Origin of the sequence: Azospirillum rugosum (assembly GCF_017876155.1) — a bacterium.
In the GTDB taxonomy this organism is placed as follows: domain Bacteria; phylum Pseudomonadota; class Alphaproteobacteria; order Azospirillales; family Azospirillaceae; genus Azospirillum; species Azospirillum rugosum.
Genome location: NZ_JAGINP010000003.1, coordinates 14,489 through 27,193, shown reverse-complemented (window position 1 = coordinate 27,193; position 12,705 = coordinate 14,489). Strand labels below are relative to the sequence as shown.

Annotated in this window: 10 protein-coding genes; all 10 read right to left on the bottom strand. The window is 69.5% G+C overall.

Annotation, left to right across the window (positions count from 1 at the left end; translation table 11 throughout):
• Positions 1 to 2 precede the first annotated feature (2 nt).
• Positions 3 to 848, bottom strand: coding sequence for a hypothetical protein (locus J2851_RS05105; RefSeq protein ID WP_209764701.1), 846 nt, complete (start codon positions 846 to 848; stop codon positions 3 to 5).
• A 273-nt stretch (positions 849 to 1,121) separates the two neighbouring features.
• The gene (locus tag J2851_RS05100; RefSeq protein ID WP_209764699.1) at positions 1,122 to 2,114 is read right to left on the bottom strand and encodes an NAD-dependent epimerase/dehydratase family protein; all 993 of its coding nucleotides are present in this window, start codon (positions 2,112 to 2,114) and stop codon (positions 1,122 to 1,124) included.
• Positions 2,108 to 3,559 carry a nucleotide sugar dehydrogenase gene (locus tag J2851_RS05095; protein ID WP_209764697.1) on the bottom strand — a complete coding sequence of 484 codons (1,452 nt, stop codon included), beginning with the start codon at positions 3,557 to 3,559 and terminating at the stop codon, positions 2,108 to 2,110. Before J2851_RS05095 ends, J2851_RS05100 begins: the two co-directional genes overlap by 7 nt.
• Positions 3,560 to 3,626: 67 nt before the next feature.
• A complete protein-coding gene (locus J2851_RS05090) occupies positions 3,627 to 4,862 on the bottom strand; it encodes a glycosyltransferase family 4 protein (protein WP_209764695.1) in 1,236 nt (411 codons plus the stop codon).
• Positions 4,859 to 6,232 (bottom strand): lipopolysaccharide biosynthesis protein, encoded by a 1,374-nt coding sequence (locus J2851_RS05085; protein ID WP_209764693.1) that lies wholly within the window; start codon positions 6,230 to 6,232, stop codon positions 4,859 to 4,861. Before J2851_RS05085 ends, J2851_RS05090 begins: the two co-directional genes overlap by 4 nt.
• A complete protein-coding gene (locus J2851_RS05080; protein ID WP_209764692.1) occupies positions 6,229 to 7,392 on the bottom strand; it encodes a DegT/DnrJ/EryC1/StrS family aminotransferase in 1,164 nt (387 codons plus the stop codon). The genes J2851_RS05085 and J2851_RS05080 overlap by 4 nt, the downstream gene beginning before the upstream one ends.
• A gap of 182 nt (positions 7,393 to 7,574) precedes the next feature.
• Positions 7,575 to 9,233: a Gfo/Idh/MocA family oxidoreductase gene (locus tag J2851_RS36240; protein ID WP_209764691.1), complete on the bottom strand. Its 1,659-nt coding sequence runs from the start codon at positions 9,231 to 9,233 to the stop codon at positions 7,575 to 7,577.
• The gene (locus J2851_RS05070) at positions 9,230 to 10,669 is read right to left on the bottom strand and encodes a nucleotide sugar dehydrogenase (protein ID WP_209764690.1); all 1,440 of its coding nucleotides are present in this window, start codon (positions 10,667 to 10,669) and stop codon (positions 9,230 to 9,232) included. The genes J2851_RS36240 and J2851_RS05070 overlap by 4 nt, the downstream gene beginning before the upstream one ends.
• Positions 10,670 to 10,816: 147 nt before the next feature.
• Positions 10,817 to 11,542: a sugar transferase gene (locus tag J2851_RS05065; RefSeq protein WP_209764689.1), complete on the bottom strand. Its 726-nt coding sequence runs from the start codon at positions 11,540 to 11,542 to the stop codon at positions 10,817 to 10,819.
• On the bottom strand, positions 11,539 to 12,690 hold the full coding sequence (locus J2851_RS05060) for a DegT/DnrJ/EryC1/StrS family aminotransferase (protein WP_209764688.1): 1,152 nt from the start codon (positions 12,688 to 12,690) through the stop codon (positions 11,539 to 11,541). Before J2851_RS05060 ends, J2851_RS05065 begins: the two co-directional genes overlap by 4 nt.
• Positions 12,691 to 12,705: the final 15 nt, after the last annotated feature.

The window sequence follows — 12,705 nt, the reverse complement described above, 5'->3', positions numbered from 1 at the left end:
CGCTAGATCAGGAAGTTGGTGTCGTCGGTCGGCAGCATGCCGTCGAAGACCTTCGGGAAATTGGTCGTCATGTAGCGCCGCAGCTGTTCGGAGCGGCGGTCGCGCAGGACGTCCCAGAACCGGTCGAGCCGGTTGACGCCGCCCCACCATTCCGGATGCAGCAGCAGCTGGATGCAGGGGCGCCCTTCGCCGAGCCAACCCATCAGCGGCTCGTAGAAGGCGAAGCTGCGCCGCGAATCTGACAGGTAGGACTGCGCGTCGAACAGACGGGAGTCGTAGGCGCTGAGGAACCGCTCGTAGCGCCGGCCGAGGTTGCCGCGCGACGCGCGGTGGAAGCTGATGGTGCGGTCGATGGGGAGGACGCAGTCGATGACCCAGTCCAGCGTCTTCGCGATCGCCTCCTCCTCCGTTCCGGTCAGCTGCTCGTCGATGTGGAGGCCGACGCAATGGCCCATGCCCTGCAGGGCGCGGATGATGCCCAGCGTCTCCGGCACGAAGAAGGAGTAGGTTTCCGCGTTGAACTGGAAGAAGAAATTGCCGCGGACGCCGTGCTCGTGCTCGATCTCGCCGAGCCGCAGGGCCATGCCCGGGGAAATGTCCACGTCGTGGCGCAGGAAGAAGCAGCGGCTGTGCGGCACGGCGCCGGTCGCGTGATAGTCGGCGAAGGTGGCGAAGCGGTAGCCGCGCGCCTGGGCCAACGCCAGGATGTGGCGGAAGGTGTCTTCGCCAAAATCGGGCTCGATTTCCGGACGGGCGTCCGGAACCGCGGTGACGGGAGGCGCGGGAAAATCGGCGACCAGCAACCCGGCGTCGGGAAACAATCCCTGGGATTCGTCGGATATCTTCATGGGGCACCCGTGTCCTTGGTGGGCGATGCAAGGTCGGTCGCGCACGATCGGGCGCAGCCTGCGCGCCTCACGGCGTCCTCGGAGGGCAGCCCCAAGCGGGATCAAGCATGGATTCCTCCCTTTCAACCGTTTGATTTTTGGCAACCCTTTGATTTTCGGCAACCCTTTGTTCAGGCGTTCTTTTTTCGAATCTTACGTTTCGCGTCCGCCAGCGGCAAGGATGCGAAAAGATACATACATAAGAGGCGATAAGACGGCAGTGCGGGCGGCACCTTATACCGCGCAGACGGCGTCATTGCCGAACACACGGTCCCGGTACCAGTCGTAGGTGCGCTGCACCCCCGTGCGCAGGTCGATCTGCGACCGGTAGCCGGTGGCCTCCACGGCCTTGCCCATGTCGGGCGCCCGGCGGGCGGGAGAGCCCGGCGTTTCCGGAAGGGGGGCGACGGGGTTGTCGCGCCTGACGACGTCGAGGACGGTCCGCGCCAGATCGCCGATGCGCACCTCCGGCGCCTGGGTGCCGATGTTGAAGGTGTCGTTGGCGCAGGCCGGCAGCGCCGCCATGCGGATCAGATATTCCACCGCGTCGTCGACGTAGCAGAAGGACCGGCTGTGCTCCACGCTCGCCACCTCCAGCGGCGCGCCGGCCGGCAGGGCGTGGGCCTTCTCCAGAAGCTGCGGGATGACGTGGGACAAGCCCATGCGCGGGCCATAGACGTTGTGGAAGCGCACGATGGTGAAGGGCACGCCGGAGAAGCGGCACATGGCCTCCCCATACAGCTTCGACAGCATGTAGGTGGTCCGCGGCTCCGTCAGGTCGCCGGCGGTCAGGGGCGTGTCCTCCGGGGTCGGAACGGGAATGCCGAAATGCTGGAGCGTGCCTGCGTAGATCTCGCTGGTGGAGGCGAAGACCAGCCGGCCCAGGTTCGCTTGCCGCCGCGCCAGCGCCAGGACCGTCTCCAGCATGGCGACGTTGGCCGTCAGAACCTCGTAGGGGCGGGAGCGGACCTGGGCGACGCCGATGATGGCCGCGAGATGGAAGATCTGGGCGTAGTCCGTGTCCATGGCGTCGGCGACGGCGGCGTCGCGCAGGTCGGCCTCCAGCATCCGCACATGGGGCCGCGCCAGCAGTTCCTCCAGCGCCTCGTCCCGCACGCCGCGGGCGTGATTGTCGAGGATGTCCACCGCGAAGCCCCGGTCGGCCAGGGTGCGCGCAAGATGGCAACCGATGAAGCCGGCCCCGCCGGTCACGAGCGCTTTCAGCATGTTTCCCCCATCGTGATTCCGCGGCCAACACTGGTGATGCGGCAGCCCAGGTCGCGCAGCTGGCGTCGCTGGTCGTCCGTCAGGACGTTGTTGGCGTCGACCACAGCGACCGCCGCCCCCTTCAGCCAATCGGCGAGGTCGATGCCGCGGTAGGCGGGCGACCCTTGCGTGAATACCACGGCGTCGAAGCCGTCCGCGTCGGGCAGGCTGCCACGGACCGGCCGGCCAAGCTCCTCCCACCAGGTCACCAGCGGGTCGTGCGGCGTGACCTCCGCCCCCTCCCGCTCCGCGGCCTCGACGAAGGTCTGGGCCGGCGAATAGCGGGTGTCGCCCACGTCCTCCCGGTAGGAGATGCCGAGCAGCAGGATCCGCTTGCCCGCCAGCGCCCCGCCGAGCAGGCCGCGCAGCTTGTCCAGCGCGACCAGCGGCATGGCCGCGTTGGTCCGCACCGCCTCCGTGCAAAAGGGGAAGGACAGGTCGGCGCGCTCGAACAGCGTGCGGGCGGCGACCGCGGCGAACAGCGGGTCCTTGGTCAGGCAATAGCCGCCGACGCCGAAACCCGGCTGGCGCATGTTGGCGTGGGTCGGCCGCATGCGCACGGCGTTCACGATCTCGAACATGTCGATGCCCACGGCTTCCGCGAAGCGGCCCCATTCCTCCATGAAGGCGATGGTGACCGCCCGGTAGCTGTTCTCCAGCACCTTCGCCGTCTCCGACGCGGTGGTGGAGCCGAGGCGCGTCAGCGGATAATCCGCCACGTTGATGACCGTGGACAGGAACCGCTCGCAGGCGTCCGCCGCCTCCGGCGTCGTGCCGGCGTAGACGCGCCAGTAGTTGACGATGGAGTTGTAGTATTGCGCGCCGGGCATCACCCGCTCGTAGGAATGGGCGAGCCGGACGGAGTCCGGGGCCAAGCCGCGCGCCTCCAGCCCGGCGGCCAGCCGCGGCGCGATGACGCGCTCGCAGGTGCCGGGCGGGACGGTGGTCTCCACGATCACCAGCGCGCCCGGATTCAGCCGTGCGGCCAGAGCGTCGACGGCGCGCTGCATGGCGGCGAAGCGGACCTCCGGCTGCGGGGCCGACCAGTCGATGTCCAGGTTGATGTCCACCAGCACGACGTCGGCGCGCGCGAACACCTCCGCGTCGTCGGTGGCCGTCAGGTTGCCGGCCTCGTGCGCGCGGGCAAGCGCTTGGTCAAGCTCCGAGTCGGCGCCGGGAAAGGGCATCTCGCCGGCGGCGATGGAGGCGATGCGGTGGCGCCCGGCCTCGTTGGGCAGGTCCACGCCGACCACGCTGTAGAGCGGCCGGCCGTCGGCACCGCGCGCGTTGGCGACCGCGATGGCCATGGCGGACCCAACGAAGCCCAGCCCCTGCACGCAGACGACCGGTCGGCCGGCGCCCAACAGGGCGTCCAGTGGCGCGGCCAGCGTTTCACAGACATTCATGGGCAATTTCACACCTCGCTAAAAGTCTTGCGGGGCTCAAAATCTTACTGGCGACCGGGCCGTGGCCTCAGGTCGCCGCGGCGGCGGCGATGAAGCGCGACGCCAGGACGCGGTAGTCGTGGTTCTCCTGCACGAAGCGCCGCCCGTTCTGGCCGAGTGCCGCGCGTTCGGCAGGATCCATGTGGACCAGCTGGCGGATGACGTCGGCGAGCGCGTCGGGGTCTTCCGGCGGCACGGTGAAGCCGCAGGCTCCCTCGCGGGCGAGGTCGTTGCTGGCGTTGCTGCACTGGACGACCGGGCGGCCGGCCAGCATGTAGTCGAACATCTTGTTGGGCGACACGCCGAACCGGTACAGCGGGCTCTTGGGCCAGGACACGACCAGCGCGTCCATCCGTTGCAGGAAGTCCTGCACCGTCGGCTTCGGGATGACGCCGACGAGGTGGAAGTTGTCCAGCCCCGTCGCCTCCACCCGGGCGCGGAACTCGTCGGCCCCCTGCCCGCCCCCGGCCAGGATGAAGGACACCGGCTCGTCCTTCAGCAGCGCGGCGGCGTCCAGCACCGTCCCGATCGCGTCGGCCATGTTGATTCCGCCGGCATAGCCCATCAGGAAGCGCCCGCGGGCACGCTCCGCCGCGATGCGGGCGGCGACCGCCTCAGACAGTTCGCCCGCCACGGCCTTCTGGAAGGCGGCGACCGGGATGCCGTTCGGGACGTGCACGAACTTGCGCAGGTCCATGCCGCGTTCGGCCATATAGTCGCAGACGTTCGGCAGGATGGAGATGACGGTGTCGGCGTTCCGGTAGGCCCGGTCCTCCGCATGCTGCAACAGGCGGATGTAGGGGTGGTTCGGCGAATAGCCGCCGAGCAGCATGGGCGTCAGCGGCCACAGGTCGTGCACCTCGAACACCAGCCGCGCCCCGACCATGCGGGCGATCCGCTCCCCCGGGTAGATGTCCAGCGGGTAGGTGGAGGAGCAGATGACCACGTCCGGCCGCTCCTCCCGCGCGATGCGGCCGGCATAGGCGGTCAGCTTCGACACGAAGGTCAGGATGTTGACGATCCGGTCCACCCCGTTGCCCTGGTAGGGCCGGGTCCGCAGCCAGCGGAAGCGGACCCCGTCCTCCTCCGTCACGGCGAGGTCGGTGTCGGCGACCGGCTGTTTGTTGCGCAGGTGGGAGAAGCTCGCCCCCACGATGGTGACCTTGTGCCCGTCGGCCACCCATTCGCGGGCCAGGTAGAAGGGCCGGTACTCCATGCCCATCAGGTCCGAACCCGCATAGTGGTTGATCAGCAGAATGTTCATCCCGGCGACCTCGGTGCGATGGTGGATGCCGGCTCAGGCCGGCTCTTCTCAAGCCGGCGCCCCTCCGCCCGGCGGATTCGCCAGACGGCGATGGTGTTGAGGGCCAGCAGCGCGGCGTCCGACAGGGCGAAGGCGGCGGTCATGGCGATGACGGCGCCGAGTGCCGACAAGCCCAGCCACCAAACCGCCAGCATGGCGCCAGCCACGGTCAGCAGCCGGCCGACCTCCCACGCCGACATCCAGCGGTTCAGGCCGTAGAGGTGCAGGCAGGAGGTCGCCTGCGCGGCGACGCCGACGATGCTGGACAGGACGATGATCCCGGCGTAGCGCCCAGCCTCCTCCCACCCCGCGCCGAACACGAAGCCGAAGATCTCCGGACCAAAGGCGGTCAGGATCAGGCCGGGCGTCATCAGCGCGAACAGGCCGGCGTTGAAGACCAGGAACAGCAGCCAGAGCCGCCGCGGATTCTCCGTCTGGAGCCGCGCCGCGTTGCCCCACAGGACCTGGTTGGCCGCCTGCCCCAGCAGGGCCGAGGGCTGCCACAGCACTCGGTGCGCCAGCGACCATTGCCCGGCCATGGCAAGCCCGTAGAGCGACGGCAGGACCACGTTCGGAAGCTGCCGCCCCACCCCGTTGATCACGCCGGAGGGGGCCGTCAGCAGCGCGAATTGGCGGTATTCGGCCGCGACACGGCGCAGGCGGTGCAGGGTCATGGCCTTGACGCTGCGCTCCAGATCGGGCCGGCACTGGGTCGCCGCCCGGACCAAGCCGAGGGCGTAGCCGCCGATGAAGCCGAGCATCAGCCCGTCGGCGTCCGGCTTCACCGCCGCGACCGCCAGCTGGCACACCGCGGTGCCCAGCAGGGTGACGAAGCGCTGCCCGGCCACCTGCGGAAAGGCCTGGTTGCGGATCAGCCAGCTGGTCACGACCTCGTTCAGCCCGACGATCAGGAGCGCCGCGGCGAGCAGCAGGGCATCGGCGAGCCGGATCTCCACCCAGTGCTGAGGCAGTGCCACGGCGAGCGCGCCCACCAGCCCGACCAGCACCGGCACGGCAACCGTCACCACCAGGCACAGCGCCAGCAGGTCGATCGCCGTCTCCTCGTCTTTCGGCAGCGGCAGCGCCCAGCCGTAGCGCAGCGAGGCCAGCGGCGTCAGGATGGTGACGATGGCGCCCAGGATCGTGAAGTGGCCGAAGGCCGCCGGGTCGTAGAGGCGGGTCAGCAGCGGGGAGGCGGCGAAGACCAGCGCCTGCGCCAGCCCCACCGCGCCCGCGATGCGCAACACGTCGGCCGAGACCCGCCGGAAGAACGTGCCGTGATGCCGCACGCCGTCCCGGAAGCCTTCGGCCGCCTGCGCCAGCCTGCTCATTCCGCCGCGGCCTGCACGGCCCCGAGGCCCGACAGCAGGCTGTCGGCGATGTGGCGCTGGTCCTCCTCGGCGAGATACGGGTGCATGGGCAGGCTCAGCACCGTGTCCATCAGCCGGTCGGTGACGGGGAGAGCGCCTCCCGCAACGGGGTAGTGCCGGTAGGCGCCCTGGCGGTGCAGCGGGCGGGCGTAGTAGACCGCCGACGGCACGCCATGCTCTTTCAGCCGCGCCATCACCGCGTCGCGCGAGCCGGTGCGCAGCGTGTATTGCGCCCAGGCCGACGTGCAGCCGGGCAGCAGGACGGGCCGCGCCAGATCCGACGGCAGCAGGGCGTCGTAGCGGTCGGCGACCCGCGCGCGGGCCTCCAGCTCCCCGGCGAACAGCTCCAGCTTCTCGATCAGGATGGCCGCCTGGAGGGTGTCCATGCGGCCGTTCAGGCCGAGGCGGACGTTGTCGTACTTGTCGGTGCCCTGCCCGTGCACGCGCAGCGACTTCAGGACGGCCGCCGTCTCGTCGTCGTCGGTGAAGACCGCCCCGCCGTCGCCGTAGCAGCCCAGCGGCTTGGCCGGGAAGAAGCTGGTGGTGGTGACGTCGCCGATGGTGCCGACGTGGCGCCCGCGGTAGATCGCGCCGAAGGCCTGCGCCGCGTCGCAGATCAGCCACAGCCCGTTCTCGCGCACGATCGGCTCGATGGCGTCGTAGTCGGCGGGCTGGCCGAACAGGTCCACGGTGATGACGCCGGCCAGCGGCAGGCCCTGCTCCCGCGCGGTCAGGACGGCGGCCTTCAGGCTGTCGGGGTCGAGGTTGAAGGTGTCCTCCCGCACGTCGGCGAAGATGGGCACGCCGCCCAGCAGGCTGACCGCCTCGGCGGTCGCGCAGAAGGTGAAGCTGGGGACGATGACGGCCTCGCCGGGCTTCAGCCCCTTGGCCATCAGCGCCATGACGATGGCGTCGGTCCCGTTGGCGCAGGATACGGTGTGGCGGGCGCCGCAGAAGGCGGAGAGCCGGCGTTCCAGCTCGGCCACCTCCGGCCCCATGATGTAGGCGCCGTGGTCGAGCACGCGCGCGAGGGCGGCGTCCAGCTTCGGGCGGATGCGCTTCTGCTGCTCGACCAGATCGATGAAGGCGATCGGGCGCCGCAGGGACGTGGTGTCGGTCATCCTTGTTTTTCCTTTTGGGTCTTTCGCTGTTCCCCTCTCCCGGCCCTGCCGGGAGAGGGAGGGGCCCGACGCGAAGCGGTGGGAGGGTGAGGGCTTGGTTTTTCGGGATGACCTTGCCCTCACCCTCCCGCTTCGCGGGCCCCTCCCTCTCCCGCCGGAGGCGGGAGAGGGTTGATTGGCCATCACGCGATCTGCGCTTCCTCGACGGCTTCCACCAGGCGGTCCGGGCCGTCGAGGCAGTAGCGGGTGCCGGTGCGCGGGCAGACGAGGTCGGGGCCCAGCTTCTCGCCGGCGTGGCTCATCCAGCCGATGCGGCGGGCGGGGTTGCCGGCGACGAGCGCGTGCGGCGGCACGTCCTTGGTGACCACGGCGCCGGCCGCGACGAAGCTGTAGGCGCCCAGGCTGTGGCCGCAGACGATGGTGGCGTTGGCGCCGATGGTGGCGCCGCGGCCGACGGGGGTCGGGCGGAACTCGTCCTTGCGCTCGACCTCGGCGCGGGGGTTGTTGACGTTGGTGAAGACGCAGGACGGGCCGCAGAAGACACCGTCCTCCAGCGTGACGCCGGCGTAGAGGCTGACGTTGTTCTGGATCTTGCAGCGGTCGCCGACCGTCACGTTGGGGCCGATCACCACATTCTGCCCGATGGTGCAGTCGCGGCCGATCACCGTGTTCTTCAGAATGTGGCTGAAGTGCCAGATCTTCGTGCCGGCGCCGATCGCCGCCCCGTCGTCGATGCAGGCGGTGGGGTGCGCGGTGTAGGGGGCCGGCGGAGGTGCCGCCACCGGCTCCGCCACGGCGAGGTCCACCGGCGCGCCGGACTTCATCGATTGCTGGGCGGCTTCCAGCACCGCCAGCACGCCGATTCCCTCGGTCACGTCGGTGCGCGGCCGCTTGCCGTCGCGTACGCAGTCGAGGAAGTGCAGGCACTCCAGCCGCAGCGGCTCGGCCGGCAGAACCTCGATGGGCACGGCGTCGGCCCGGTTGGGCGAGGGCATGCCGTCGCGCCAGTCCACCTTGTGCGGGTAGAGCATCAGCTTGCTGCCCCAGGGCTCGGCGTCATTGAACACCGCCATGCCCGCGTCGCCGACCACGACCAGCTTCTGCTCCTTGAAAGGGTGCAGCCAGGACACGTGGATGTGCCCGCTGATCCCGTTGCGGAAGGTCATGTGCGTGGTCGTCAGGTCGGCGATGCCCGTGTAGAGGAAGCTGTGGCCGACCGCCTGGACGCGGTCCGGCGGGCCGCCGGTCAGCGCCAGGATCATGGAGATGTCGTGGGGCGCGAAGCTCCAGAACACATTCTCGGTGTTGCGGAACTTGCCGAGGTTCAGCCGGTTCGAATAGACATAGCGCAGCCGGCCGAGCCGCCCTTCCGCCACCATCTGCTTCAGCCGCAGGAAGGCGGGATGGTATTGCAGGAGATGCCCGACCATCACGACGCGCCCGTGCGCGTCGGCCGCCCGGCGCACCCTCGCCGCGTCCGCCTCGGCCAGCGCCAGCGGCTTTTCCACGAAGACGTGCTTGCCGGCTTCGATGGCGCGGATCGCCAGCGCTGCGTGCGTCTCGGCCGGGGTGGCGAGCACCACCGCGTGGATGGCCGGGTCGGCCAGCACCGCCTCGAACGGCAGGGCCGGAACCTCGAACTGCCGGGACAGCTCCTCCGCTCGGGTCGGCGAGGCCTCGGAGATGGCTGCCAGCGCGCCCAGCGCGTGGAAGTTGCGGACCAGGTTGATGCCCCAGTAGCCGCAGCCCACCACGGCGACGCGCACCGTGGGTACCGGCGTCGGATCGACGTCGCTCTTGGGAGCGTCGTCTTTTTCAGTTTCTTTTGTGATGATCGTCATGCCTTGGCCACCACGTTCGCGAAATCGGAAAGGAGCCCCAGCGCGCCGATGGTGTTGCGGGTGTCGATCACCAGCTTGGAAAAGCGCAGGAGCTTGAGGTAGTCGACGTTGTCGTGATCGGTGACGATCACCGCCGCGTCGTAGCGGGCGAGCGCGTAATCCTCGAACGGGATGCACGCCTTGCCGGCGAGCGACGCGTGCTGGCGCGTCGGCGGGATGACCGCGAAATAGGGGTCGTGGTAGTCGACCTTCGCGCCGGCGCGGTCGAACAGCTCCATGACCGTCAGGGCCGGGCTTTCGCGCATGTCGGAGACGTTCTTCTTGTAGGCGATGCCCATCACCAGGATGCGCGCGCCGGACAGGCCCTTGCGGAAGCGCCGGTCGAGCTCGTCGCGGGTGCGGTTGAGCACGTAGGCGGGCATGCCGTTGTTGACCTCGCCCGCCAGCTCGATGAAGTGGGTGGCCACACCCAGCTCCCGCGCCTTCCAGGTCAGGTAGAAGGGATCGATCGGAATGCAGTGCCCGCCCAAACCCGGGCCCGGGTAGAAGGGCATGTAGCCGAAGGGCTTCGTCTTGGCGGCCTCGATCACCTCCCAGATGTCGATGCCCATGCGGTCGTAGACGATCTTCAGCTCGTTCACGAGCGCGATGTTGACGGAGCGGAAGATGTTTTCCGTCAGCTTCACCGCCTCCGCCGTTTCCGGCGAGGACACCGGCACCGTCTTGACGAACTGGTCGTAGAGCGCGGTGGCGAGCGCCAGCGCCGCCTCCCCGTCGCCGGACACCACCTTGGGGATGCGCGCCGTCTCGAACTGGGCGTTGCCGGGATCCTCGCGCTCCGGCGAATATGCCAGGAAGAAGTCCTCGCCGGAGCGCAGGCCGCCGGCCTCCAGGATCGGCCGCATCACCTCGCGCGTGGTGCCCGGGTAGGTCGTCGATTCCAGAACGACCAGCTGGCCGGGGCGGAGATGCCCCGCGATGACCCGCGTGGTTTCCTCGACGAAGGACAGGTCGGGCTCGTGGTGGGGGCCGAGCGGGGTCGGCACGCAGATGAGGATCGCGTCCGCCTGTTCGAAGCAGGCGCTGTCCACCGACGCGGCAAAGCGGGCGTCGGCAACCACCTGGCCGATGCGGTCGTCGCCGATGTGGCTGAGCGGGCTGCGCCCGGCGTTCAGGCGGGCCACCGTCGCGGCGTCGATGTCGTAGCCCAGCACGTGGAAGCCGGCCTCGCAGGCGGCGAGCGACAGGGGCAGTCCGACATAGCCGAGGCCGACCACCGCCACGGTCGCGGTCCGCTCCTGGAAGCGCGCCAGCAACGCCCCGACATCCGGGCGTCCGGCGTGGGCCGGCCGGCTGGATGTCGCGGGATCGGCGATCAGCCTTGCGGCCGCCCCGTCGTCAAGCGCCTTCAACGCTGTGCTGTCGATCTGGTGCATGTGACGTTTCCTGCGCTGCGGTCCGCCGGGCGCGCCGGCGGCGCTGGTTGCGTTTTTGTTTTTCGGCGCTTTCGATCGCGCCACTATCTTATCTTATTGACGGGGCCGGGGTCGGAAGGAAAAGGAGTGGCCCGGGCCCGCGTGGGGCTAGTCCCGAATGGACGCCCGGTTTTCCGGCATGCGCCCCTCCGGCATGCGGAAGCGTTCCAGCGGGGATCCCGCGGGCAGGCCCAGGCCGAAGACCGCCAGGAGGCCGCGAACCACCCACAGGGCGTCCTGCGCGAGGGTGCGCCGCGGGAAATAATGCAGGTCGGCCCGCGCCTTCGCCGGGAACAGGACGGTGACGTAGAATTCGTGCGGATCCGCCTTGGCGGGGAACAGCGCGCCCTCGTTGCGGAAATACACCTGGTTGGGGCCGAAGATGCCCGGCCGGTGGTCGAGCACGGCGCGGAAGCCGCCCTGGAAGCAGTCGGCGAAGTCCAGCGTCTCCGGCCGCGGCCCGACGATCGCCATGTCCCCTTTCAGCACGTTCCAGAGCTGGGGGACCTCGTCGATCTTCGTACGCTCCAGAAAGCGACCGACACGGGTCATGCGCTCGTCGTTCTTCAGCGTCACCGCCCGCCCGCCGGAGCCGTCGCGGAACTTCCGGAACTTGTAGAGGCGGAAAAGACGGCCATGCTGCCCCAGCCGCGGCTGCGAAAAGAAAATCGGGCCGGGCGAGTCGAGCTTGATGGCGATGATGACCGGGATCAGGACCGGCAGGAAGCAGAGGATGCCGGCCAGCGCCGTGATGATGTCGAACACCCGGCGCACGGCCGCCTCCGGGCTGAGGGCGGCGGCCGGCCCTTCGCGGAATTGGGACTCGCTGGTCATTCCGACCCCTCCAGTTCCGCCACGCCGCGGACGTCCGCCCTGGACAGCGCATCGGCCAGCGCCTGCACCACCGTGTCCACCTGCGCGTCCTCCATCTTCGGGTGCAGGGGCAGGGTCAGCTCGCGCCGGGCGAATTCCTCGGTCAGCGGCAGCGCGACGTCCGGGCAGCGCTCCCGGTAGAGTGTGAAGAGATGCACCGGCGCGTAATGGACGCTGGTCTGGATGCCGTCCGCGCGCAGGGCGTCCATCACCGTCTCCCGGTCGGCGCCTTCCGGCAGAAGGACCGGCAGGATGTGGTTGGAGGACGGTTGATTGTCGGCGAAGGGTACGAGCACGTCCGGGCACGCGCGCCGCAACCGCTGCCGGTAGGCCTCGGTGAGCGCCCGCCTTTTGGCGTTCCATGCCGGCAGCTTGGCGAGCTGGACCAGGCCGACCGCGGCGCGCAGTTCGTCCATCCGGTGGTTGTAGCCGAGCATCGTGACGTCGTAGCCCTGCGCGTGCCCGCTCAGGCGCTGGCGGGTGCTGCTGGTCATGCCGTGCCCGCGCAGCCGGCGGATTCGTTCCAGCACAGCCGGGTCGCGGGCGAAGACCATGCCGCCCTCGGCGGTCGTCATGTTCTTGTTGCCGTAGAAGCTGAAAACGCCGGCATCGCCGATCGCCCCGGCGCCCTCGGCCCCGGCGGCGTGCGCGGCGTCCTCGATCAAGCGCAGGCCGTGCGCGGCGGCGAAGGCCCGCCACAGGTCGGGATCAGGCAACGTGCCGGCGTAGTCCACCAGGATCACCGCCCTGGTGCGGGCGGTGAGTTTGTCCTTGGCGTCGTCCGGCGCCATCAGCGGCCGGTCGAGCGCCTCGATGTCCACGAAGACCGGCGTCGCACCGGCGTGCAGCACGGCGTTGGCGGTGGCGACGAAGGTCATCGCGGGCACCAGCACCTCGTCGCCCGGCCCGATGCCGAGGCTTTCCAGGACGAGGTGAAGGCCCGCGGTGCAGGACCCGACGGCCACGGCGTCGGCCACACCGTGCGCGGCGGCGAACGCCTTCTCGAACGCGGCCACCCGGTCGCCCATGGTGATCCAGCCGCTGTCGATGACGGCCGCAAGGGCGGCCTTTTCCTCCTCACCGAGGGTCGGCTCGGCTACCAGAAGCATGATGGTCTTCTCCGC